Annotated in this window: 22 protein-coding genes; 14 read left to right on the top strand and 8 right to left on the bottom strand. The window is 55.5% G+C overall.

What is annotated here, in order from left to right; all coding sequences use genetic code 11:
* Window positions 1–10: 10 nt before the first annotated feature.
* Genes CMO10_RS01910 through hemC form a run of 4 tightly spaced genes read right to left on the bottom strand, consistent with a single transcriptional unit; the run spans window position 11 to window position 4,694 of the window.
* Window positions 11–1,423 carry a heme biosynthesis protein HemY gene (locus CMO10_RS01910; RefSeq protein WP_297018628.1) on the bottom strand — a complete coding sequence of 471 codons (1,413 nt, stop codon included), beginning with the start codon at window positions 1,421–1,423 and terminating at the stop codon, window positions 11–13.
* A complete protein-coding gene (locus CMO10_RS01905; protein ID WP_297018627.1) occupies window positions 1,420–2,934 on the bottom strand; it encodes a COG4223 family protein in 1,515 nt (504 codons plus the stop codon). Before CMO10_RS01905 ends, CMO10_RS01910 begins: the two co-directional genes overlap by 4 nt.
* A 57-nt stretch (window positions 2,935–2,991) precedes the next feature.
* Complete coding sequence (locus CMO10_RS01900; RefSeq protein WP_297018626.1) at window positions 2,992–3,711, bottom strand: uroporphyrinogen-III synthase; 720 nt, start codon at window positions 3,709–3,711, stop codon at window positions 2,992–2,994.
* Window positions 3,712–3,749: 38 nt separating this feature from the next.
* Window positions 3,750–4,694 carry a hydroxymethylbilane synthase gene (hemC, locus tag CMO10_RS01895; RefSeq protein WP_297018625.1) on the bottom strand — a complete coding sequence of 315 codons (945 nt, stop codon included), beginning with the start codon at window positions 4,692–4,694 and terminating at the stop codon, window positions 3,750–3,752.
* A gap of 289 nt (window positions 4,695–4,983) precedes the next feature.
* On the opposite strand from hemC, the gene tsaD reads away from it, so the two are divergent.
* The 5 genes from tsaD (at window position 4,984) to CMO10_RS01870 (ending at window position 8,228) form a co-directional block, all read left to right on the top strand.
* On the top strand, window positions 4,984–6,042 hold the full coding sequence (gene tsaD, locus CMO10_RS01890) for a tRNA (adenosine(37)-N6)-threonylcarbamoyltransferase complex transferase subunit TsaD (protein WP_297018624.1): 1,059 nt from the start codon (window positions 4,984–4,986) through the stop codon (window positions 6,040–6,042).
* A 51-nt stretch (window positions 6,043–6,093) separates the two neighbouring features.
* Entirely contained in the window at window positions 6,094–7,098 is a 1,005-nt protein-coding gene (locus CMO10_RS01885) for an NAD(P)H-dependent glycerol-3-phosphate dehydrogenase (protein WP_297018623.1), read from the top strand.
* 102 nt (window positions 7,099–7,200) lie between these two features.
* Complete coding sequence (locus CMO10_RS01880) at window positions 7,201–7,479, top strand: YciI family protein (RefSeq protein ID WP_008888584.1); 279 nt, start codon at window positions 7,201–7,203, stop codon at window positions 7,477–7,479.
* A gap of 3 nt (window positions 7,480–7,482) precedes the next feature.
* On the top strand, window positions 7,483–7,896 hold the full coding sequence (locus CMO10_RS01875; RefSeq protein ID WP_297018622.1) for an EVE domain-containing protein: 414 nt from the start codon (window positions 7,483–7,485) through the stop codon (window positions 7,894–7,896).
* On the top strand, window positions 7,893–8,228 hold the full coding sequence (locus CMO10_RS01870) for a Rieske (2Fe-2S) protein (RefSeq protein WP_297018621.1): 336 nt from the start codon (window positions 7,893–7,895) through the stop codon (window positions 8,226–8,228). The genes CMO10_RS01875 and CMO10_RS01870 overlap by 4 nt, the downstream gene beginning before the upstream one ends.
* Before the next feature lie 38 nt (window positions 8,229–8,266).
* Here the strand turns inward: CMO10_RS01870 and CMO10_RS01865 are convergent, their stop codons facing one another.
* On the bottom strand, window positions 8,267–9,076 hold the full coding sequence (locus CMO10_RS01865) for an alpha/beta hydrolase (RefSeq protein WP_297018620.1): 810 nt from the start codon (window positions 9,074–9,076) through the stop codon (window positions 8,267–8,269).
* 57 nt (window positions 9,077–9,133) lie between these two features.
* Between CMO10_RS01865 and CMO10_RS01860 the strand changes: the two genes are divergently transcribed.
* The 4 genes from CMO10_RS01860 to CMO10_RS01845 all read left to right on the top strand — a co-directional run bounded on the left by CMO10_RS01860 (window position 9,134) and on the right by CMO10_RS01845 (window position 12,587).
* Window positions 9,134–10,348, top strand: coding sequence for a glycosyltransferase family 4 protein (locus CMO10_RS01860; protein WP_297018619.1), 1,215 nt, complete (start codon window positions 9,134–9,136; stop codon window positions 10,346–10,348).
* Window positions 10,345–11,379 (top strand): glycosyltransferase family 9 protein, encoded by a 1,035-nt coding sequence (locus tag CMO10_RS01855; RefSeq protein WP_297018618.1) that lies wholly within the window; start codon window positions 10,345–10,347, stop codon window positions 11,377–11,379. Before CMO10_RS01860 ends, CMO10_RS01855 begins: the two co-directional genes overlap by 4 nt.
* Window positions 11,380–11,615: 236 nt before the next feature.
* On the top strand, window positions 11,616–12,131 hold the full coding sequence (infC, locus tag CMO10_RS01850; protein WP_044829758.1) for a translation initiation factor IF-3: 516 nt from the start codon (window positions 11,616–11,618) through the stop codon (window positions 12,129–12,131).
* Between the two features lie 51 nt (window positions 12,132–12,182).
* Window positions 12,183–12,587 (top strand): response regulator, encoded by a 405-nt coding sequence (locus CMO10_RS01845; protein ID WP_297018617.1) that lies wholly within the window; start codon window positions 12,183–12,185, stop codon window positions 12,585–12,587.
* A 72-nt stretch (window positions 12,588–12,659) separates the two neighbouring features.
* Here the strand turns inward: CMO10_RS01845 and CMO10_RS01840 are convergent, their stop codons facing one another.
* A complete protein-coding gene (locus CMO10_RS01840) occupies window positions 12,660–13,607 on the bottom strand; it encodes an AEC family transporter (RefSeq protein WP_297018616.1) in 948 nt (315 codons plus the stop codon).
* A gap of 254 nt (window positions 13,608–13,861) precedes the next feature.
* Here CMO10_RS01840 and rpmI point away from each other — a divergent pair, with 254 nt between their 5' ends.
* From rpmI to pheT, 4 genes are all read left to right on the top strand, one after another.
* On the top strand, window positions 13,862–14,059 hold the full coding sequence (gene rpmI, locus CMO10_RS01835; protein WP_297018615.1) for a 50S ribosomal protein L35: 198 nt from the start codon (window positions 13,862–13,864) through the stop codon (window positions 14,057–14,059).
* A gap of 17 nt (window positions 14,060–14,076) precedes the next feature.
* Complete coding sequence (rplT, locus tag CMO10_RS01830; protein ID WP_008888574.1) at window positions 14,077–14,433, top strand: 50S ribosomal protein L20; 357 nt, start codon at window positions 14,077–14,079, stop codon at window positions 14,431–14,433.
* A 114-nt stretch (window positions 14,434–14,547) separates the two neighbouring features.
* Window positions 14,548–15,618, top strand: a complete 1,071-nt coding sequence (pheS, locus tag CMO10_RS01825) for a phenylalanine--tRNA ligase subunit alpha (RefSeq protein WP_297018614.1) — start codon at window positions 14,548–14,550, stop codon at window positions 15,616–15,618.
* 4 nt (window positions 15,619–15,622) lie between these two features.
* Window positions 15,623–18,031: a phenylalanine--tRNA ligase subunit beta gene (gene pheT / locus CMO10_RS01820; protein ID WP_297018613.1), complete on the top strand. Its 2,409-nt coding sequence runs from the start codon at window positions 15,623–15,625 to the stop codon at window positions 18,029–18,031.
* Between the two features lie 78 nt (window positions 18,032–18,109).
* Here the strand turns inward: pheT and CMO10_RS01815 are convergent, their stop codons facing one another.
* Both CMO10_RS01815 and CMO10_RS01810 read right to left on the bottom strand, forming a co-directional pair.
* Window positions 18,110–18,583 (bottom strand): hypothetical protein, encoded by a 474-nt coding sequence (locus CMO10_RS01815; protein ID WP_297018612.1) that lies wholly within the window; start codon window positions 18,581–18,583, stop codon window positions 18,110–18,112.
* Between the two features lie 122 nt (window positions 18,584–18,705).
* Complete coding sequence (locus CMO10_RS01810; RefSeq protein ID WP_297018611.1) at window positions 18,706–20,769, bottom strand: sensor histidine kinase; 2,064 nt, start codon at window positions 20,767–20,769, stop codon at window positions 18,706–18,708.
* Between the two features lie 544 nt (window positions 20,770–21,313).
* On the opposite strand from CMO10_RS01810, the gene lepA reads away from it, so the two are divergent.
* On the top strand, window positions 21,314–23,119 hold the full coding sequence (lepA, locus tag CMO10_RS01805) for a translation elongation factor 4 (RefSeq protein ID WP_044829751.1): 1,806 nt from the start codon (window positions 21,314–21,316) through the stop codon (window positions 23,117–23,119).
* Window positions 23,120–23,228: the final 109 nt, after the last annotated feature.

Below are 23,228 nucleotides of genomic sequence, written 5' to 3'. Positions count from 1 at the left end.
CGGTTTAACCTCATGTGCCTTGGGCGGCGTGTTTGTCGGTTGTCGCCTGATCGTCCGGGGCGTGGTCGATCACATCCCCCTCAATTGCAACGGCGGGTGTCGGCTTGGACGGTTTGGTGTTTGGTTCGTCCTGATGCACGCGCAGCGGCGCACGCCAGTCGACACTGCCAAAGGAATGGCAGGACGGGCAGGACACAACCCAACGATCCGTTTCAGCCCCGCAGGCCCCGCAACGCCAATCCGGATCAGGGTTGGCATGGCTTGCCTTGATCAGTAATTCACGGGCCTTTGCACCATCCTGGTTTTCGCGCAATTCAAGATCGGCCAGCAGGCGGTAATGACGTGCTTGGGCCTTGGTTGCCATGGCCTTTTCAAGGTTGCCGCGTGCAATCCCCCAAAGATCGGCTTCAAGGGCAGCTTCGGCCAGAACAATCTGGCTTTCGACATGATCGGGATTGTTCGCGACCAGCTTTTCGACCGATTTGACTTTCGCCAACGGATCACCGGTCAGGGTTTCACGGAAAATCGCCCCCAAGGCGGCAGACGGTGCCGCGCGCCAGCTTTGGATTACGACATCACGTGCCTTGCCATCCTGTTTCAGATCACGATAAAGCCCTGCCAGCAGAACTGCTGCACCGGTGAAATCCGATGCCGAGTTCAACGCCTTGCGCAGCAGTTTTATGGCTTCTGCATTTTCGCCTGCGGTAATGGCATCTTCGGCCTTTGCCGTGATCAGAAGGGCACGGCGATGGGTCAGTTCGGCTTCGCTAAAGACCGATGCCTTTTGCGCATCAACCAGCAGGCCCAGCGCCCGATCCCAGCGGCGCGAGGTCAGCAGCAGATCAAACAGTGTTACGATGACAGCCGGATTGCGCGGACGCAGACGATGTGCACGTTCGGCATAGTCAAGGGCTGCTTCACGGTCATTGGCCTTCAGCGCCAGCTGCAAAAGGCCCCGCAATCCAAAGAACGCGGAGTCGGGCTTTTCCAGCATGGCTTCGAACTGGCGTTTGGCTGCGTCATTATTGCCATCAAGCTCTGCTGCTTGCGCAGTCAGAAGCCGGGTCAGGGTGTCATCTTCAAGATAACGGTCAACTGCCCTTGTATGTTTCAGTGCTTGGCGCACATCACCCGATGCCAGTTCCAGCAACCCCATGGTCAGTGCCTGCTGGCCCTTCTTGCGACGGCGGCTGCCCAACAGGCGGCCAAGCCAGCCCGGCGAATTGGCAATGATCGTCCAGCCGCGCCACAGCAGAACCAGAACAGCAGTCAGCGCAAGCAAGCCAAGGGCAACCATGCCGATGGATCCGTCAAAGCGATAGCCCAGCCAGACAATGGTCATGTTGCCCGGATTATCTGCAAACCAGACGGTGCAGAATACCAGTGCCGCCGTGATCAGAATGAAAAGCAGAAGGCGGATCATTGGCTGCCCTCCGGACCCGTACCGGTCAGAATGCCAATTGCGTGCGAGCTCAGCGTTGCAATTGATGCATTCAGGGTCTGACGGTTTTCAGCCGCCCGCAGCCAGTCACTTACAGCTGCGGCCGCGTGATCGCCTTCAACACCCTGAAGGGCTGCAACTGCAGCATCAAGATCATCCTGTGCCAACGCGTTCTCGGCCAGAACCAGACGGCCTTCAAGCGACTCCTCGCCTGCTGCATCAACGCGTCGGATCGGAACCAGTTTCTTGATATTCGCCCAGGTCGCATCAAGCACACTGCCCGAATGATCATCGGTGGCAGCAGCAACGGCTTCCTGTGCCATGACCGGGAAGGATTGGCGCAGTTTTTCAAGCGTTGGTGCGCCCTGTTCGGAAAGTGGTTTCAGGGTTGCGATCTGTTCTGCGATCACCGCGTCATCGCCAGCGCTGCGTTCGAGCTGGTTGAGCGCAATGACAAACGGTCCCCCCCGTTGAAGAGCATCACGCAGAATGGTAACCGCCATGGCAATTGCCTGACCGCGGCTTTCGACACGCAGACCGCTGGTCGCACGGATTTCTTCTTCCATGGTCGACAGGCGGGCAGACAGTTCGCGCATTTCATTGGCGACACCCGCCAGTTCGCTTTCGACCCGTGCCAGTTCCTCGATCGGGGCGGTACGGGTTTCGATTTCGGCCATGCGGCGCGCAACCGTGTTGCTGAGTGTATCACCACGTTCGTTGTTCAGGCGCTCGCGAAGGGCGTCAATCGTACCTTCCAGGCGCGACAGGCGTTCGGTCAGGTCCGGATCAATGACAACCGACCCATCCGGGATGGGTTCGGCATTCGCCGTTGTGGTATTGTCAGATGATGCATCGGGCAGCATTTCCTCGGTCGCAACCTCGCCATCACCCTTTTCCGTCATGGCGGCATCTTCGTTTGGTGCCGGAAGGGTTGCGTCATCCGAAGAACCGCTATCGGCAGGGGCGTTGGTTGCCGTGATTTCGCTATCGGTTGTTGCGCTCGGGGCAGTGCCCTCTGGCGCGATTTGGGCAAGAAGATCACTCGGCACATACTGGGCTAGAACCGGTTCTGCATCGCGCCACCAGATTGCGCGCGTCAGCCAGCCTGCTGCCAACCCACCAACGATAATGATCACAAACAAGAGTAGTGCTTTGCCACCACCGCTTTTGCGTTTTGCCGGTGTGCCCGGTTTTGTTGCAGACGCCTTTGCGCTATCACCGGCTTTCGCGTCAGGTTTTGACGTGCTGCCTGCTGCTGGATTTGGGCTGCTTGCGGTCTTGTCCGCGGAACCGGTTTCCTTTGTCGATGTGGTTTCGCCGGACTTGGCCGTCCCGGTGTTTGGCACACTCGATTTGGCAGCAGTCGCTGTCTCGGGCTTTGTCGTGGTCGAGTTCGCATTGCCCTTGCTATCGACGGAAATGGTATCGGACGATTCTTTGGTGTCGGCCGATTTTGCGGAAGCATTGGTTTTTGGCGTTTCTGGTGTTTTCACGATCAGACCATTGCAGTTTGCGGTTATTCCCAAAACGGCGTCAGGCGCAGGAAGCCATCACGACAGGGACCCTAGCTCGGAAAGAAGGTATTCTTGTGTCGGTTGTGATGCAACGCGCGTTCTATGCCATGTAAGATCGGATATCTTCGATTGCACCGCCGGACTCAGGCAAATCGCACTGGTTCCGGCCAAGTCTCTCTCAAGCTTATAGCTATGCACAAGCTTAACAAAGGTTTCCGCAGTGCGGGGAGAGAAAAATAAAACGGCTTCAACATGATGTCCGCGAAGGGCTTCAATGACCTCTTCTGGAAACGTGCTGCTTTCGTTGGCTTCGTAGACGGTTTGTCGATCAACGCTATACCCATCCGCCAAAAGCATCTGACCCAGATCACCCGCAGTTTTACGGGCGGCTGGATGGAAAAGCGGTCCGCGTGCGGGATCAACTATTTTGCGAATCAGCGCGGCCAGATCATGGATGTCACCATTGGCCGAATGCACATCGTTAAAACCATATTCGGCGCAGGTGCGGGCTGTGGCATCGCCAACGCAATAGGCCGGAAGCAATCGGTCATCGCTCAGTTTGGCAAAGGCCCGAACCCCGTTTGCCGAAGTAAAGACCACGCCCTGATAGGCCGCGATATCAATCGGGGTATCCGGTTGCGGAAAAGTGATGCCAAGCATCGGCGCAGACAGATGGCGATAGCCGCGCTCATCAAGCGCGGCCAAAAGGTCGGCAGAGTCGGTATCGGGCCGGGTATTTAGTACCAAGGGTCCCATCTGCGTCCCTGTCTGTTGCCAAGGGTCCTTAATTCTCGTCAGGCGGAAATGAAGTCCGGTCCGCCACGTTGCTTGAGTTCTTCGCCCGCATCTGTGCCCGCCGCACTAGCCGTTTCCATGTCTGGTTTGGCAATCATGCGTTCGGTATCAAGGCGCTCGCTGCCATCCGGGCGGACAATCGATACACGCAGGCGCATGCTGCCATCATCCTGAAACTCGGCCAGGGCGGCAATCGGTGTACGGCATGAACCATCAAGCGCTCTGAGCGCAGCGCGTTCGGCAGCAACACGAATGGCGGATGTTTCGCAATGAAGGGCGGAAAGCCAGTCTTTGCTTTGGGTATCGCTTTCGCGGATGGTGATGCCGATGGCACCCTGCGCGACGGCGGGTAGCATATCGTCTTCGGATATCGGGGCGGTTGCGATGTCGGGCTGTCCCAGACGGTTCAGGCCGGCCATGGCAAGAAGCGTGGCATCAACCTGCTCTTCGCCAAGCTTGCGCAGGCGAGTCTGAACGTTGCCGCGGAAGGTCACGACCTTCAGATCCGGATATTTGTTCAGGATCATTGCCTGACGACGCAGGGAAGCCGATCCGATTACGGAGCCAGCCGGCATTTCGGCAAAGCTTTTATACTTCAGCGAAATAAACGCATCGCGGACATCTTCACGCGGCAAAATGGTCGGCAGGATCATGGCATCGGGCAGAACCGTTGGCACATCCTTCATGCTGTGAACCGCAAGATCGATCTCGCCACCCAGAAGGGCGTCATCAATTTCCTTGGTAAACAATCCCTTGCCGCCAATTTCCGACAGGGCACGATCAAGGATCTTGTCACCGGTGGTGGTGATCACGGTGATGGCAATCGCGCCTTCCTCGGCAAGTTCCGGATGGGCCTTTGCCAGTTTGTCACGGACCTCATGTGCCTGCGCCAGAGCGAGGGGCGAACCACGGGTGCCGATGCGAAGTTTTGCTGTATCTGTCATGGGTGAAGTCTTAGTCTTAAAACTGTTTAAAAACAAGGTCTGCGGGGAGCTGAGTGCCCCCGACAAAAGGTGCAAATTTTCGCTGATTGTAATTGCTCGAAATTCGGCTGCATTGATTTAGGTCGCGGGTCGAAAACTTCGCAAGCGTCGCGAAACGCGATAACTGCATATGGCAGTTGCGCCGTGAAGGGGTGGAAAGCGCGGAAACTTTCCGCTACATCATCGGCACACCTGTAATAGGATTCCGATTGCCGCGCATGTCGGCAGAGTTGGTAAATGGATCAGGATCATGATCGTTCTGGGTATCGAAACAAGCTGTGATGAAACGGCCGCCGCTGTCGTGAATGACAAGCGCGAAATTCTGGCAAACCGTGTTTTGTCCCAGCTTGACGATCATCGCCCCTATGGCGGGGTTGTGCCCGAAATTGCCGCGCGTGCCCATCTTGAACATCTTGATCGTCTGGTGGCCGAGGCCATGGACGATGCCGGTGTTGATTTTGATGATCTTGATGCCGTGGCCTGCACTGGTGGGCCGGGCCTGATCGGGGGGGTCATGGTTGGCACCATGACCGCCAAGGCGATTGCCTTTGCCGCGCAAAAGCCGTTCCTAGCGGTTAATCATCTTGAAGGCCATGCCTTGACCGTCCGCCTGACGGATGATGTGGCATTCCCTTATTTGCTGTTGCTGGTGTCCGGTGGGCATTGTCAGGTCCTGATTGTCGAGGGTGTTGGCAAATACAAACGTATCGGAACCACCATCGACGATGCGGTTGGTGAGGCGTTTGACAAAACTGCCAAGATGATGGGGCTCGGTTACCCCGGTGGCCCAGCACTTGAAAAGATTGCCGCCAAGGGTGACCCCAACCGCTTTGGGCTGCCACGTCCGCTGCGTGGGCGGCCGGGCTGTGATTTTTCCTTCTCGGGTCTTAAGACGGCTGTGCGCACCTATCTCGACAGTTTCCCGGTCGAACAACAGACCGAGGAAGTCAAAGCCGATCTTGCCGCGTCCTTCCAGCGGGCGGTGGGCGATACGCTGATTGATCGGGCACGCAACGCGGTGTTTGAATTCATGCGCGGTTACCCCGGCGGCAAAACGCTGGTGCTTGCGGGCGGTGTTGCGGCAAACAAATATCTGCGTACCCGTTTGGTGGAACTGACCGATCAGGCCGGGATGGAACTGGTCGCACCACCGCTTAATCTTTGCACCGATAACGCTGCAATGATTGCCTGGGCCGGGCTTGAACGTTTCCGTATGGGCGAACGCGATGATCTTGATTTCAAGCCGCGCCCGCGCTGGCCACTTGATCCCGAAGCGCCCAAGCGCCCGGGTGCCGGGGTCAAGGCTTAAAGCTTCCATCCGAATTACTGCACGACTTCATCTTTTGCCGGAATTTTGATCATGAAAAAGCGCATTACAGTTGTGGGTGGCGGTGCCTGGGGAACAGCCCTGGCCGTGCAGGCTGTGCGAGCTGGCGAAGATGTTGAACTGATCTTGCGCAATGAAGAACTGGCAGATCGGATCAATACTACGGGTGAAAATGACCTGTATCTGCCCGGCATCGAGTTGCCGGGCGCGCTTCGTGCAACCACCCATGTTGAAGGTTTGCGCGATTCTGATGCGGTCCTGCTGGTTACCCCCGCACAACATTTGCGCGAAACCCTGACCAAATTGTCGGCGCATTGGCCAGATCAGCTTCCGGCGGTGATTTGCTGCAAGGGTATTGAGAAGGAAACTGGCGCACTGATGGCGCAGGTCGTTTCCGAAACGCTTGGCGATGTCCCGGTTGCGGTCCTGTCCGGCCCGACCTTTGCCCAGGAGGTTGCTGTTGGTCTGCCGGCGGCGATTACGCTGGCCTGCGAAGATCGCGCGCTCGGCAAACGGTTGGTTGAGTTGATTGGAACCCCGGAGTTCCGACCCTATTTCAGCACTGACGTCGCTGGTGTTGAGGTGGCAGGTGCCATCAAGAACGTTCTTGCGATTGCCAGTGGCGTGGTAGCTGGTTTGAAGCTGGGTGACAATGCACGCGCGGCTCTGATTACCCGCGGGATTGCCGAAATGTCACGATTGGCCTCGGCCATGGGAGGTCGGGTTGAAACCATGTTGGGGCTTGCAGGTCTTGGCGACTTGACCCTGACCTGCACCGGAACGCTGTCACGGAACTACACCTTTGGCGTTGCGCTGGGCGAAGGCCGTAAGGCGCAAGACATTCTGGCGGAGCGTCGGTCTGTGACTGAAGGCGTGCATACGGCAGCATCCATTACTGCCGTTGCCAATAAATATGGCGTGGAAATGCCGATCTGTGCGGCTGTTGATCAGGTGGCCAATCATGACGCCGATCTGCGCAGCACGATCAATGCCCTGTTGCAGCGCCCCTTCCGTGACGAGCTTGAAAACGCCAACTAAATCCCGTCATCACGATTATGTGCAACGCGGTTCGGCTTGAGAATACATGGGGCTTCTGGCACTTTACGGACATTGATCCCATAAAGAAGCAGGAAACCGTTCATGCATTTCTATATTCGTTGCGTTGACAAGCCGGGCCACCTTGATGTGCGCAAGGCCAATCGTGAAGACCATCTGGCCTATATCAAAGGCGGCTTTGCTGATCGTATCGTTGCCGCGGGCCCGACCCTTGATCCCGATATGGAAGGCATGAATGGTTCGGTCTTTATCATCGAATTTGATGCCATCGAAGATGCGCGCGAATTTGCCGCCAATGATCCCTATGCAAAGGCAGGCTTGTTCGAATCCGTCGTCATTCGCCCGTTCAAGAAGGTCTTCTGATCCATGGCATACTGGCTGGTCAAAACCGAACCGGGAAGCTGGTCGTGGGACGACCAGGTCAAAAAGGGTGTCGAAGGCTGGGATGGTGTGCGTAACCATCAGGCTGCCAAGAACCTGCGTGCGATGAAGATTGGCGACAAGGCGTTCTTTTATCATTCGGTGAATGAAAAACGCATTGTCGGGATTGTCGAAGTGGTGCGCGAATATTACCCGGACCCGACCGATGAAAAGGGGAAGTTCGTCCAGGTGGATTTCGAAACGGTCAAGCCGTTGAAAACCGCCGTGACCCTTGCCGATATCAAGGCCGATCCGCGTTTTGCTGATCTTGCCTTGCTCAAGCAGTCGCGTTTGTCGGTGATGCCGATTGATGATGCATCATGGGCCGCCATCTGCGAAATGGGCGGGGTTGACCCATGAGCGATCTGCCTGCGGTTGGCACGGTGCTTTGCACGCTTAGCGATCTTGATGCCACCGGTGCCAAGGGCCTTAATCTTGGCGGCACCGGCATCTTTGTCGTACGCAGTGGTGATGACGTCTTTGGCTATATCAACAGCTGCCCGCATATCGGCGTGCCGCTGGATATGGAACCGGACGAGTTCATCAGCGATTTTGGTGATGAAATCATCTGTTCGACCCATGGCGCGCGTTTTCGCATCGAGGATGGCGAATGTGTATCCGGCCCGTGCACGGGCGATATGCTTGAGCCGGTTGCAGTGAAAATAAATGACGATCAGGTCGTTCTGGCCTGATCGTCTGTCATATCCGAACTTGAAGCATAGACGGTGCGTTATCCCGACGTCTTTGCGATCATTTCATCAATATGTTTGGTGATGACGTCTAGCTGATCAGGCTCTGACAGGCGATGATCGCCGGTCTTGATCAGATCCACCCGGACATCATCGGTAACCAGTGCCTCGGTCAGGCGGATCGCCGTTTGCCAGGGCACATCCGGGTCTTGCATGCCCTGAACCAGTCGGACCGGACATTTCAGATCAATCGGCTGGCGCAGCAAAAGCTGGTTACGGCCGTCCTCGATCAGATCACGGGTGATGGTATAGGGATCGTCACCATATTCGGTCGGCTCGATCAGCGCGCCTTCATCCATGATGGTCTTTTTCTGCTCTTCGCTGAACTGCGCCCACATCAGGTCTTCGGTAAAGTCGGGGGCAGCAGCGATGCCGACCAGTCCCGCAATGCGTTCCTTACGTGCAAGGGCCGCCAGAAGCATGATCCATCCCCCCATCGACGAGCCGACAAGAATCTGCGGGCCAGAGGTGATTTCATCAAGAACTGCAATGGCATCACTGGCCCATTGTCCGATGGTGCCATCGGCAAATTTGCCCGACGATTGTCCGTGACCGGAATAGTCAAAGCGGGTATAAGCCACCCCCTGCCGAATGCAGTGCGCCTCAAGGTGGGTTGCCTTGGTGCCGGTCATGTCCGACATGAAACCGCCAAGAAACATCACACCGGGCGTATTGGGCACCTGTACGTTAGATGGCTTGCCCGGTACGTGATGGTATGCGATTTTTAAACCATCTGGCCGGTTGAGATATTCGGGCTTTGCGGGCTGTTGCGTCGGCAGGTCATGTGTCATCCGGGGCGTCTGTCCTTGGGTGTTGGTGGTTGGAGTTGCATGAGCGCGTCAGAAGTAATGACAGAGACAGTCTATCGATCAGAGCCCCAAGCGCAAGGCGGGGACTATCGACCTGCCGTTATTTTACAGGTCCTTCCGGAACTTGATGCCGGTGGTGTCGAGCGCGGCACAGTAGATATCGCGCGCGCCATCGTTGATGGTGGCGGCAAGGCGCTGGTTGCATCACAGGGTGGTCGGCTGGAACGCGAACTTGATCGCATTGGTGCCAAGCACATTACTCTGCCGCTCAAATCAAAAAACATCCTGACCATGCGCAAGAATATCGATGCGCTCGTCAAGGTCATCCGTGATGAAGGTGTCGATATCATCCACGCCCGCTCGCGCGCGCCGGCATGGAGCGCGGTTTTTGCCGCGCGCAAGACCGGTATCCCGTTTGTCACGACCTTCCATGGCACCTATTCCGGTTACAACAACCCGTTCAAGCGTCGCTATAACGCGATCATGACTATGGGGGATCAGGTGATCGCGATCTCCAAGCATATCGCCAATCACATCAACAAATATTACAAGGTCGAACCCGACCGACTGAACATTGTACCGCGCGGCACGAATGTTGATCTGTTTAATCCGGAAAATGTCAGCCAGGAGCGCTTGATCGCCCTGTCAAACCTGTGGCGTTTGGACGGGGAAGAGTATGTCATCATGCTGCCCGGACGGATCACCCGTTGGAAAGGCCATAGCTTCTTGATTCGCGCATTGCCCTCTGTTCTTGAAGCCCTCGGACACCGCAAGGTCCGCTGTCTGATCGTCGGTTCTGACCAAGGACGTACCGGATATCGCGAGGAAGTCTTGCAGATGACCCGCAAGCTTGGCCTAGAAGACATCGTTCACATCGTTGATCACTGTAATGACATGCCAGCTGCTTACATGCTGGCAGATGTTGTCGCTTGTCCTTCAGTGGAGCCAGAGGCCTTCGGTCGTATTCCGTCCGAGGCACAGGCTATGGGGCGTCCAGTTGTCTCGACCGCACATGGCGGGGCGATGGAAACGGTTTTGCCGGGGGAGACCGGTTGGCTGGTGAGCACGGGTGAGGTTGATCAGCTGTCGCGTGCGCTTGTGCAGGTCTTGAGCCTGACACCAGAAAAACGTGCCAAACTGGCTGCCAAGGGGCGTGATCATGTGATTGCCGAATACTCGCTAGAGCAAATGGCAGAGCGGACTCTGAATGTTTACGCCAAGGCGCTCAAGCGGGTTATCAGGAACGCTGCATGACCGACAAGCAAACTGAAACTTCGCCTGCTGACGCGCAAAATTCAGAGAATGATGGTCAGACGGTTGCAGCAATGGAGGAACCAAAGCGTGAGCGTATTCTGGTTATCAAGCTCTCTGCTTTGGGCGATGTTGTATTGGCCATGGGGCCGTTTGCGGCCATCCGTGCGGCTCACCCTGATGCGCATATCACGGTTTTGACTACGCGGCCGTATGTTGATTTGATGAAGGCGAGTGGCTTTTTTGACTCAATTGCCATCGACCGCCGTCCGAAACTGAGCAACGTGCGCGAAGTCCTGGCGCTGCGCCGGTTCCTGCGCAATGGCAATTTTGACCGGGTTTATGATCTGCAGACGTCGGATCGATCCGGATTTTACTACAAACTATTTTGGCCGGGTCCAAAGCCCGAATGGTCCGGGATTGCGCGTGGGTGCTCGCATCCACATGCCAATCCTGAACGCTCAAACATGCATACGATTGATCGACATGCGGATCAGCTTGCTGATGCCGGTATCAAGGATGTCCCTGCCCCTTATATTTCCGGGCCGGATATTGATCTCGACCGATTTGGTATTCGCAGCCCGTTCGTGTTGATTTGTCCTGGTGGGGCGCCGCATCGTCCGGCGAAACGTTGGCCAGCGGAGCGGTTTGGTCTTTTGGCGAAGAAGCTGGCGGACTATCGGCTGACGCCGGTTCTGATCGGGACCGACAGCGAAGCCGATGTTTTGAACCGCATTGATCAGATGTGCCCCAAGGCGCGTAATCTGATGGGCCGGACCGGGTTCCTTGATATCGCCTCCCTTGCCGCGCGTTCGGTGCTGGCGATTGGTAATGATACCGGGCCTATGCATATCGCCGCAGCGGCGGGTGCGCCTTCGATTGTGTTGTTTTCGCGCGAGTCTGATCCGAAGCTCAGTGCGCCGCGCGGTCATGGGCAGAATGCGGTCAGTGTTGTTCGCGAAAACGATCTGCGCCAACTCACCGTCAACCGCGTGATGGATGTCATTCGCGAGCGTCTTGATCTCACCGACTAGGATTGCGGAATTTATCTGTTTTGGCTTTCGGGAACAAAGGCGCGGAAAATGGCGCTTTGAGGCCGATCTAGTTGCCTAAAATCATTGCTTTCTGAACGCGCGTGGATATGCTAGGTGAGGTCTCATGGAAAACACCATGGTGCTTCTGTACTTCCATGTGCGCTTTCCTGCTTCTGTTTCTGACCGATTTGTTTGATGACCATAGGAGATTATCCATAGCACGACCACGCAAACCGATGCAGCCGACCAAGGAAGGTCCGCGCGTCAATGAGGATATCAAAGCCCGTTCCATCTGTGTCGTTGACGCCGAAGGCAACATGTCCGACCCGATTACGGTGCGTGAAGGCATTGAAATGGCAGCGGAAGTTGGACTCGACCTTGTCGAAGTCGCTCCGAATGCCGAGCCGCCAGTTTGCAAGCTGATTGATTACGGCAAGTTCAAATACGAACAAAGCAAGAAGCAGAACGAGGCCAAAAAGAAACAGAAGGTTATCGAGGTCAAGGAGATCAAACTCCGTCCGAACATCGATGTCCATGACTACAACGTCAAACTGCGAGCTGCGCAGAAGTTTCTTGGCGGTGGAGACAAGGTGAAAGTCACGTTGCGTTTCCGCGGACGTGAGATGGCTCACCAGGACCTTGGTCTTGGCATGCTCCAGCGTTTTTCGGGGGATCTTGAAGACCTCGCAAAACCGGAAATGATGCCAAAGATGGAAGGCCGTGTTATGATTATGGTGCTGGCGCCGCGTTAAGACGCGGCGTTTTGCCTTTTACCCCAAGGTTCAAGCCAAAGAGGGAATGCCATGCCAGTCGGAAATGATCTTCTGATCGTGGGCGTCGATGACGATCCCAAGAGTCTGGTTCTACTGAAACGAATCGTCGAAAGTGGCGGGTTCTCGTTTCAGGGTGTTTCCTCTGGAAAGGAACTTCTCAAACTCGTTAAGACCAAACGTCCGCGCATCATCCTGATGGATATCATGATGCCTGACATGAACGGTTTCGAAACCGCGATCAATGTCCGGACCCAGTTCCCCGACCTGTCCTGTGCGATCATTTATGTCACCGCCCGTCAGGGTGAGGAAGACCTGCGTGGTGGTGTTGCTGCTGGCGGGAATGATTTCGTGCTCAAGCCGATCAACCGTGAAAAGCTGATGAGCCGAATCGAGAAATGGGTTGGTCGGGCGCATACCATCAAGACCGCCATCTAATCGGTTTTCTACGGCTGCTCTTGATCGAGCCCCATTTGAGCAGGTCCGTTTTAGTCCTGCCTTTTTGGTAGTTCAACCGAGCCATCCGACGATCATATCAATATAGACCGAGAATGCTGAAAAGCTGATCACGCCAAGTGCAGTGGTCACCAGCACGATTGATGAACTGCGCACGATATAGCGATCATAGGTCGTCGCGATCACAAAAACATTCCCGGCAGTTGGCAAGGCGGCGAGCAACAGAACTGCTTTTGCCTCAAACCCGCTAACAGAACCAACAATCCAGAACCCGATAAACACCGCAACGGGATGGGCGATCAGTTTGGCGACAGACATGGTGGCAAGTTCGGCCTGCTTTTGCGCAATCGGCCGACCAACAAGTGCAACACCAATCGCAAACAGGGCGGCCGGACCGGCACTTTGCCCAAGAAGATCAAGCAGGTAGTCAACACCATCAGGCCAATCAAGATCAAGCAGGCTCACCAGGACCCCTGCGATAATTGCAAGGACCACCGGGTTGGTGAATGTGCCACGTACAATCTTGCCGATCGTGTTGCTGTCTTGGGCGTGCTTGGCACCCTCAAGCAGCAAAAGCGAGAGCGGCAGCATCACAACCAGATCAATCGCAAGTGCCACAATCAACGGAACAGTCGCCGCCGGACCCAGCAGGCCGATGATCAGTGGCAGTCCCATGAACCCGACATTGCCCATGGTCCCGGCAAAGGAAAACAGTGTTCGGCTGGTGGGATCAAGGCCGAACACCCGGGCGGCGATCAGGCGCGAAATGCCATAGACCACAAGGGTGCCACCGCCATAAGCCAGCATGATGTCGGGCTGCCAGATTTCTGAAGGGCTTCGGGTGGCAAGCGCCTTGAACAGAAGGGCCGGCAGGGCAAAATAGAACACGAAGCCGTTAATGCCGCGCATACCATCCGGCGATACGATCTTGAACTTGCCGCCAATCCAGCCAAGGCCGATCAGCGCAAAGAACGGCAAAATGATTGATGTGATTTGCGACATGTGATCAGTCAGATGGGGAATAAGGGGATGGCGGATCGGGCCTTGAAAAGCCGTGCTTGGGCACAATGGCGGCTCAATGCCGCAAAAAGCAAGGGGAAAGGGCTGAATTGGCCCTTGAAAAAGGTAAAGTCGGAGTCTATAACCACCCGTCCCCAAAACAGGTGGTGAGGCTGGAAGGTNTGTATTTGATCCTTCAGGGCATGCCCAGCCGCCGTAGGGGATTTCGTTTTCATTGCTTNTGCAAGGATAGAAAAATGCCCAAGATGAAGACCAAANCGAGNGCGAAAAAACGCTTTCGCCTGACNGCNAGCGGNAAAGTCCGTCACAACGTGGCAAACAANCGCCACCTTCTGACTGCGAAACCGACCAAGATGAAGCGCCAGGCACGTGGCACGGAGATCCTCTGTGACGCAGATGCCCGCATCGTCAAAAAATTCCTGCCGTACGGTTAAGGTTGAAGGAGAGTTAAATGGCTCGTGTAAAAGGGGGCGTGTCTTCGCACGCTCGTCACCGCAAGGTTATTAAGGCTGCCAAGGGTTACCGCGGTCGCCGCAACAATACTTTCCGCACCGCCGTTCAGGCTGTGGAAAAAGGTCTGCAGTATGCATACCGCGATCGTCGCGTTAAGAAACGCCAGTTCCGCTCGCTCTGGATCCAGCGTATCAACGCTGGCGCGCGTGAGAACGGTCTGAGCTACTCCCAGTTCATGAACGGCCTCAAAAAGGCTGGTGTTGAGCTGGACCGTAAAGTTCTTGCCGACATCGCAGTGCGTGAGCCGGAAGCTTTCAAAGCTCTGGTCACCCAGGCGCAGGCTGCACTGGACTGATAAACCTTTGTAAAAAGGTTTCATCGGCACTTGCCTGATTTGATCAGGGGCGGCCATATTGGCCGTCCCTTTTCTTTTTGTGATTTTTAAACCCAAGCCAAAGCGTCGGAAGTTATGGAAAACATCGAAGCATTGCGCGAAGAGGTTCTGGCGGAAGTCGAAAAGGCAGCGGATCTTACCGCGCTTGAAGACGTCCGCATCAGCGCCCTTGGCAAGAAAGGCCGCATTACCGGTCTGATGAAAAACCTTGGCAAGATGGACCCGGACCAGCGTCGTGAATTTGGTCAGACGCTCAATGCCGTCAAGGACCAGGTCGCTGGCGCAATCGAGACCCGCAAAACTGCCCTTGAAGATGCTGCCCTTGAAGCGCGTCTGTCGGGCGAGCGGATCGACGTCACCCTGTCCTCGCGTCCGGATGAAACTGCGGGTCGCATTCACCCGATCAGCCAGACGATTGATGAAATCGTCTCGATCTTTGGCGAGATGGGCTTTGCCCTTGCCGAAGGTCCGGATGTTGAAGACGACTTCCATAACTTTACCGCGCTGAATATTCCGCCGGAACATCCCGCGCGCGAAATGCAGGACACTTTCTATCTGCCTGAACAGGAAGACGGTTCGCGCCTTGTGCTGCGCACCCATACCTCGCCGGTGCAGATCCGGACCATGCAGTCCAAAACCCCGCCGATCCGCATCATTGCGCCGGGTCGTACCTATCGCTCTGACAGCGATATGACCCATACGCCGATGTTCCATCAGGTCGAAGGCCTGGTCATCGACAAGAAGACCCACATGGGTCATCTGAAGGGTTGCCTGCTTGAGTTCGTCAAAACCTATTTCGAACTTGATGATGTGCCGGTCCGCTATCGTCCGAGCTTCTTCCCCTTCACCGAACCGAGTGCCGAAATGGATATCGGTTGCTCGCGCAAGGGTGGGGAACTGAAAATTGGTGAAGGCGACGACTGGCTGGAAATCCTTGGCTGCGGCATGGTTCATCCGCGTGTTCTGGCTGCCTGTGGTCTTGATCCCGAAGAATATCAGGGCTTTGCCTTTGGCATGGGGATCGAACGCATCGCGATGCTGAAATACGGTATTCCCGATCTTCGCACCTTCTTCGATACCGATCTTCGCTGGCTGAAACATTATGGTTTCGTGCCGCTGGATGTACCGAACATGGTAAGGGGCTGAGATTATGAAATTCACACTGAATTGGCTGAAACAGCACCTTGATACCGATGCGTCGATCGAGGTTGTCGCCGAAAAACTGACCGATATCGGTCTCGAAATTGAAGGCGTGACCGACCGCGCGGCAGCCCTTGCCGACATCCGCGTCGCCCACATCGAAGAAGCCGGCCAGCATCCTGATGCCGACCGTCTGAAGCTTTGCCGTGTGAATACCGGCGATAAAATCATTCAGGTCGTTTGTGGTGCACCCAATGCACGTACGGGCCTCAAGGTCGCGTTGGCACAGCCGGGTGCGATCATTCCGATTGATGGTTCCAAGCTGAAACCGGGCAAGATCCGTGGTGTCGAAAGTCAGGGCATGATGTGCTCCACCCGTGAGCTGTGCCTTGGTGAAGACCATGACGGCATCATCGAACTGCCAGAAGACGCTGAAATCGGTGCATCGGTCGCAAGCGTCCTTGGTGCGGATGATCCGATCATTGAAATCGGCCTGACCCCGAACCGCCCTGATTGCACCGGTGTGCGTGGCATTGCCCGCGATCTGGCCGCAGCAGGTATCGGAACCCTTAAGGCTGATCCGCGCGAGCAAGCAGTCGCAGGCTCGTTTGACAGCCCGATTGGCGTTGCGATCAGCGGCGATATCGCCAGCAACAACGCGGTTCCGGCATTCTATGGTCGTTATATCCGTGGTGTGAAAAACGCCGAAAGCCCGGAATGGCTAAAAGCCCGCCTAGAAGCCATCGGTCTGCGTCCGATCTCGGCACTGGTGGATATCACCAACCTTGTGACCCACGATCTGGGCCGCCCGCTGCACGTATTTGACGCCGACAAGCTGTCGGGTGACATCAATGTGCGCTACGCGACCAATAGTGAAAAGATCGCAGCCCTTGATAACAAGGAATACGAACTTTCCGATTCCATGGTTGTCATTGCCGATCAGGCCAAGGCACTTGGTATTGGCGGGATCATCGGCGGCGAAGAAACCGGCTGCCTTGAAGAAACCACCAATGTGTTTGTCGAATGTGCGCTGTTCGATCCGATCAGCATCGCCAAGACCGGCCGTAAGCTTCAGGTCAATTCCGATGCCCGTTATCGGTTTGAGCGCGGCGTTGATCCGCAGTCGATCGCATGGGGCATGGAAGTTGCCACCCAACTGATTACCGAACTCTGTGGTGGCGAAGTCTCGCATGTCGTTAAGGCAGGCAAAGTACCCAACCCGCGCAATTCATTTGATCTGCGCATTGACCGTATTCTCGAGCTCGGCGGTGTTGCTGTTGAGGCCGATCGTGCCATCGACATTCTGAAATCGCTTGGTTTCGAGGTCAGTGGTTCCGCACCGGTTATCACTGCCGTCGCACCGACCTGGCGCCCGGACATCATCGGTGAAGCCGATCTGGTCGAGGAAGTCCTGCGCATTGTCGGTTATGACAAAATCCCGACCGTGCCGCTGGAACGTGAAAGCAGCCTGCCGGTGCCGGCTCTGTCCCCGATGCAAAAGCGTGTCGGTCTGACCCGCCGTGTACTTGCGTCGCGAGGTCTTTATGAAACCGTGACCTGGTCCTTTACGGACTCGCGTTGGGCCAAGCTGTTTGGCGAGCTTAAAGAAGGTCTGTATCTGGCCAACCCGATCAGCTCAGATCTTGATATCATGCGCCCGAACGCCCTGATCAACATGATCGCGGCTGCCGGTCGTAACCAGGCACGTGGTTTTTCTGACCTTGCCCTGTTTGAAGTCGGTCCGGAATTCTTTGGCGATCAGCCGGGTGATCAGCGTCTGGTGGCTGCTGGTCTGCGCGCCGGTGCGACGACCCCTCGCAGCTGGACCGGTTCGCGCCGTGATGTTGATGTCTTTGACGTCAAGGCCGATGCCGAAGCCCTGATCGAAGCACTTGGCACCAATGCCGCCAATGTTCAGGTCAATACCGACGGTGCGCCGGAATGGTATCACCCGGGTCGTTCAGCTGCCCTGCAGCTGGGTCCGAAAAACGTTCTGGGCTATTTTGGTGAACTGCATCCGAAGGTGCTTAAGGCGCTTGGTGTCAAAGGCCGCGTTGTGGCGTTTGAACTGTTTGTTGAAAACGTGCCAATGCCCAAGAAAAAGGGTACGGCCCGTCCGGCATTGAATGCTTCAAGCTTCCAGTCGGTCGAGCGTGACTTTGCCTTCCTTCTTGATGAAGGCGTGAAGGCCGAAGCAATCATCAAGGCCGCCAAGGGCGCTGATCGCAATCTGATTACGGATGTGACGATCTTTGACCTTTATGCTGGCAAGGGGATTGAGGATGGTAAAAAATCACTCGCCTTCTCGATCACGTTGCAGCCGACCAAGGCAACCCTGACCGAAGAAGAAATCGAAGCGGTCTGCAAAAAGGTTGTCGAGGCGGTCGAAAAGGCCACCGGCGGTTCACTGCGCGCTTAAGGTTGCACTGAATATCTCAATAAAAACGGGCTGCTCCTTGTGGGGCAGCCCGTTTTGTTTGCGGCAAACCGGTCAAAATTACCGACCGGGACGTTTGCGCAAGATGGCATATTCGTCCTCATCCAAATCAAGCGCGATCAGATCCGGGCCATTGGTGAAAATATGCCATTCCATATCGGTGTCATCGCATTCGATGGTCAGCTGATCGACCATGCTGTTCCATTCACACCGTTCGCGATCGTCATCGGCCTCCAAGCGGCCGGTGCCATCGTCATAGAGATGCATGACCAGAAGCTGCTCGTCCTCGTCAATTGAATAGACCGCATACGTTTCGTTTGCAAAACGGTAATTGATTTCTGCGCCATCCAACCGCCGCCAGCCGCGCGGCAATGGCTCGCCCGGTTCATGTTCGGCAAAGTAATAGGCCAGTGTCTGCATGTGGCTGTCATTCATGGTGCGCATGTCCGAGCCGCATGCGCTGAGTGCCAAAAGGCCGAGCATCGCCAGAATGGGTTTAAGGATCGGGCGGGGCAGGATCACGGTCTTGAACATTTAACGCTCCATAACAGGCACAGGGCAGCTTTTACCTGTCTGCCCGTCTCATGCAAAAGACGAAGCAAGATACTTGCCATCCGGGCGTGTGAGGCCCGGGCAAAAACGGTCAGCAGATAAGCTTACCGGCTTTCGCGTTGATCAGGGTGATGGACCCGCAGGGTAAAGATGATGGTCGTGCCCGGATCACTGACAGGGCGGCTGGTATCAAGCCAGATGCGACCCCCATGTTGTTCAACGATCTTGCGACAAAGCGAAAGCCCAAGTCCCGTTCCGGAAAACTCGTCCTTATGCAGGCGCTGGAACAGGCGGAAAATCCGCTGTGCATGTTCGGGATGAATGCCAATGCCATTATCGCGGACCGAAAAACGCCAGTAATCGCGCATTACCGGATCGGGTTCGACCGTGATGGAAATATGCGGCGGTACACCCGGACGACGATACTTTATCGCGTTGGACAACAGGTTCTGGAACAGCCGCGAAAGTGCTATGCGGTCGCCCTTGATGGTTGGAAGGTCATCATGGGTGATGGTGGCATGTTCGCGTCCGATCACGTCCTTGAGGTCCGCCTGCGCCTCGTTCAGAACCTGATTACAGTCAATGACGCTGAATTCCTCGCTGGTGCCGGTTTTGGCATATTCAAGCAGGTGGCTGATCAGCTTGTGCATGCGCTTGGCGCCATCGACGGCAAAGTCGATATATTCGTCGGCTTCCTGATCAAGGGTGCCGCTGTAGCGCTGTTTGAGAAGCTGGGTATAGCTTGCCACCATGCGCAGCGGCTGCTGCAAATCGTGCGATGCCACATAGGCGAACTGTTCAAGGTCTTCGTTACTGCGTTTGAGCTGATCAAGCGTGTCGCGCAGCTTGTTGGCGTTTTCAACGAACTCGGTCACGTCGCGCGCACTGCAAAAGATCATGTCGTCAAATGGGCCAACACAATGCCAGGCCAGCCAGTGGGTATTTCCCTTGCGGTCCAGAACACGCAGGATGGATTTGCCATCACCCAGCATCGCTGTCCCGCTTTTCTGGCGCATGGCGGTCATTGCCGTTTGCTGGTCTTCCGGCACGAACAGTTTGAAGAACTGCTTGTTGACGATGTCATGCACCGGCAGCCCCATCAGTTCTTCCAGCGCCGGGCTGAAGCCACGCAGAACGCCCTCGCTATCAATCGCGATTGCCGGTTCCGGCGTATGGCGCAAATAGGTCTCGAACGGATGGCACAGTTCCTGTTGGGATGCGGTTTCAAGCAGCAGCACCGAAATGAATTGCTCATCCTGTTCGGTATAGCGATGCGCCATCAGGTAAAAACGCTGCATCAGGTTTTTGGCCGTGCGGATATCAACCATCGTGCCAACCCGCGCATCGGGCCAGACATTCTCGATCAACGGGCCGCGCAATTTGGTGCGCGATGCCGGTGCCAGCCGATCAAGGAAATCGGTCATGGTCGGGGCCAGATTTTCGGAACTTGATCCCAGAATTTCCGGCCAGTTCAACTGGGTTGTCAGTTTGCCGTCGCTTGTGTCGACCGGCCAGCTGATCACCGCACAACCACATTCCGAAAGGGTATTTTCCGTATCGCTGAAATGTTCGGCAAGGTGGGCTGCACGCATGTGCTGGCGTTTAAGGCGCTGCCACAACCAGATCGCAAGCCCGCACAGGATGGTCATCGCCATGACAAACATCAGGGCATGCAAGATGAAGGCATCGCGCCAGTTATGTAACAGCGTGCTTCGCGGTGTGTAGGTGACCACAATCCGGTTGATGTCGGGCAGTTTGCTATAGGCCAGCACCATGACCTCGCTGCCATGAACGCACAGAAGCGAATCACGGTCGGTGTCCTGGGTGCTGATATATTCGCCAAGATCGCCCAGCAAATGCGGCGGGATAAATCCCTTGATCTGGTTCAGGTCATTATCAAGCAGGCCGACAATGATATCTGAATTGTCTGAGACGATCTTTTGCAGATCGACATCATCATGAAGCAACAGCATCGACCCAAGCCGGAACGCGGTCGCTTCAAGCTGGGCACTGGCATGTTCGACCGCGCTGTCATAAAGCGTTTTCTGGATAAAGAAGAAGGAAAACAGCAGGACAAAAACACCCGTCATAGTCAGGGCCGCAAGTCGTTTGCGCAGCTTCACGAGGCTGCGTCGGGACAGGGATGGCTCGATGGATGTTATGAACATGTTTTTGGCGAGGTCCTGCCGACAGAAAAAACGTTTCCTTCAGGTTGAAATCTAAGACCTTTTCACCCGGTTGAAAAGGATGCAAACAAATGAATTCATGCGTTTGACGCCATCGCAGCCCGCGATTGTGCCGCTTGGGATCAGGCAAAAACCCGAACAATCGCGACATCCGCGCAACGGTCATGGCAGTGCAAGTCACCCGCAGGCAATTTGTGTATGGCTGGAACATAACACAACGCTTCTAATTCCGTGCAAAAACCCCTATAAACCCGCTGGTGATTGATCCGGGAAATGACAAAACCGATTTCCCGAACGATGCAATGATCGCGTAATGCTGGTTTTTTAGATCATGCCCTTTTGCATCCAACATGTGATGCGGCCTGACGTCGCTGCCAAAAACGGCTGGCTGACGGGGCAGGGGATATTGCAAAGACTTGCGATTTGCGCGTTGTTGCTCAACCGGGTATCGGGTGATCACACCGTTTCGAAACAATGTGCCACGCGGCGAAATGCCAGCCAATTTTAGTGCCAGAAGCAGCCAAAAATGACTGACCTTAAGAACATTCGTAACTTTTCGATCATCGCCCATATCGACCACGGTAAATCTACCCTGGCCGACCGCCTGATCCAGTTGACCGGTGGCCTGACCGAACGTGAAATGGCCGATCAGGTTCTCGATTCGATGGATATCGAACGCGAACGTGGCATCACCATCAAATCCCAAGCCGTTCGGTTGAAATACACTGCCAAGGACGGGCAGGAATATACCCTCAACCTGATGGATACGCCGGGCCACGTTGACTTTGCCTATGAAGTGTCGCGCTCGCTTGCTGCGTGCGAAGGATCGCTTCTGGTTGTTGATGCCGCCCAGGGTGTTGAAGCACAGACCCTTGCCAACGTCTATCAGGCGATCGAAAACAACCACGAAATCGTCCCGGTCCTGAACAAGGTCGACCTTCCGGCCGCCGAACCCGATCAGGTCAAGGAACAGATCGAGGAAGTGATTGGCATTGATGCCTCTGACGCGGTGATGATTTCGGCCAAGACCGGCCTGGGTGTGCCTGACGTGCTTGAGGCCCTTGTTCATCGTCTTCCGGCCCCGACCGGGGATGCGGACGCGCCGCTTGAAGTGCTTCTGGTCGATAGCTGGTATGACACCTATCTTGGTGTGATGATTCTGGTGCGCGTGAAGGAAGGTACCCTGAAAAAGGGTCAGAAAGTCCGCTTCATGAACGCCAAGGTCACCCATCAGATCGAACGTGTTGGCGTCTTTACGCCAAAACCGCTTGCTCTTGATGAACTCGGCCCGGGTGAGGTCGGCTTTATCAACTGCGGTATGAAAACCGTTGCTGAATGTGAAGTCGGTGACACGATTACCGAGGAAAAACGCCCCTGCGCCAAGCCACTGGCCGGTTTCAAGCCGTCCATCCCGGTTGTGTTCTGTGGCATCTTCCCGGTCGATACCAGCGAATATGAAGTGCTGCGGGATGCGCTCGAAAAGCTGCATCTCAATGATGCATCCTTCCAGTTCGAACCGGAAAACTCGACTGCTCTTGGTCTTGGCTTCCGTTGTGGCTTCCTTGGTCTGCTTCACCTTGAAATCATTCAGGAACGTCTGGAACGCGAGTTCGAGCTTGATCTGATCACCACCGCCCCGTCGGTGTCTTATAAGATCACGCTGAGCAAGGGCGAAGAAATCATGCTGCATAACCCGGCAGATTTCCCTGACGTCACCAAGATCAAGGCGATCGAAGAGCCTTGGATCAAGGCATCGATCATGGTGCCGGACGAATATCTTGGCGGCATCCTGACCCTTTGCACCGAACGCCGTGGTGTTCAGCTTGACCTTACCTATGTCGGTAACCGGGCAATGGCAGTTTACAAACTGCCGCTCAACGAAGTCGTCTTTGACTTCTATGACCGTCTGAAATCGATCTCGCGTGGCTATGCCAGCTTCGATTACGAGATCGCCGGCTACGATGAAAGCGATCTGGTCAAGGTTTCCATCCTGGTCAATGAAGAACCGGTTGATGCACTGGCGCTCATGGTTCACCGTTCGGCCGCCGAATATCGTGGTCGCGAGATCTGTAAGCGTCTTAAGGACCTGATCCCGCGCCAAATGTTCCGCATCGCCATTCAGGCCGCCATCGGTGGCAAGGTGATTGCCCGTGAAACCGTATCCGCACTCCGTAAGGACGTGACGGCGAAATGTTACGGCGGTGACGTTTCGCGTAAACGTAAGCTTCTTGAAAAACAGAAGGCCGGTAAGAAAAAGATGCGTCAGTTCGGCAAGGTCGAAATTCCGCAATCGGCCTTTATCAACGCGCTCAAGATGGGCGACGACAAGTAAGTCGAAATTACGATATCGAAACAAAGGCTGTATTCCCTCGCGGATGCAGCCTTTTTTCTTTGTGGTTTCCCATAGCCCCCTTACTGCGTTATGGATGGCCAGACCAACC

Origin of the sequence: Thalassospira sp., assembly GCF_002709775.1 — a bacterium.
GTDB lineage: Bacteria > Pseudomonadota > Alphaproteobacteria > Rhodospirillales > Thalassospiraceae > Thalassospira.
Note: the sequence above shows the minus strand (reverse complement) of the source record. Positions and strands in the feature narration are given on the sequence as shown.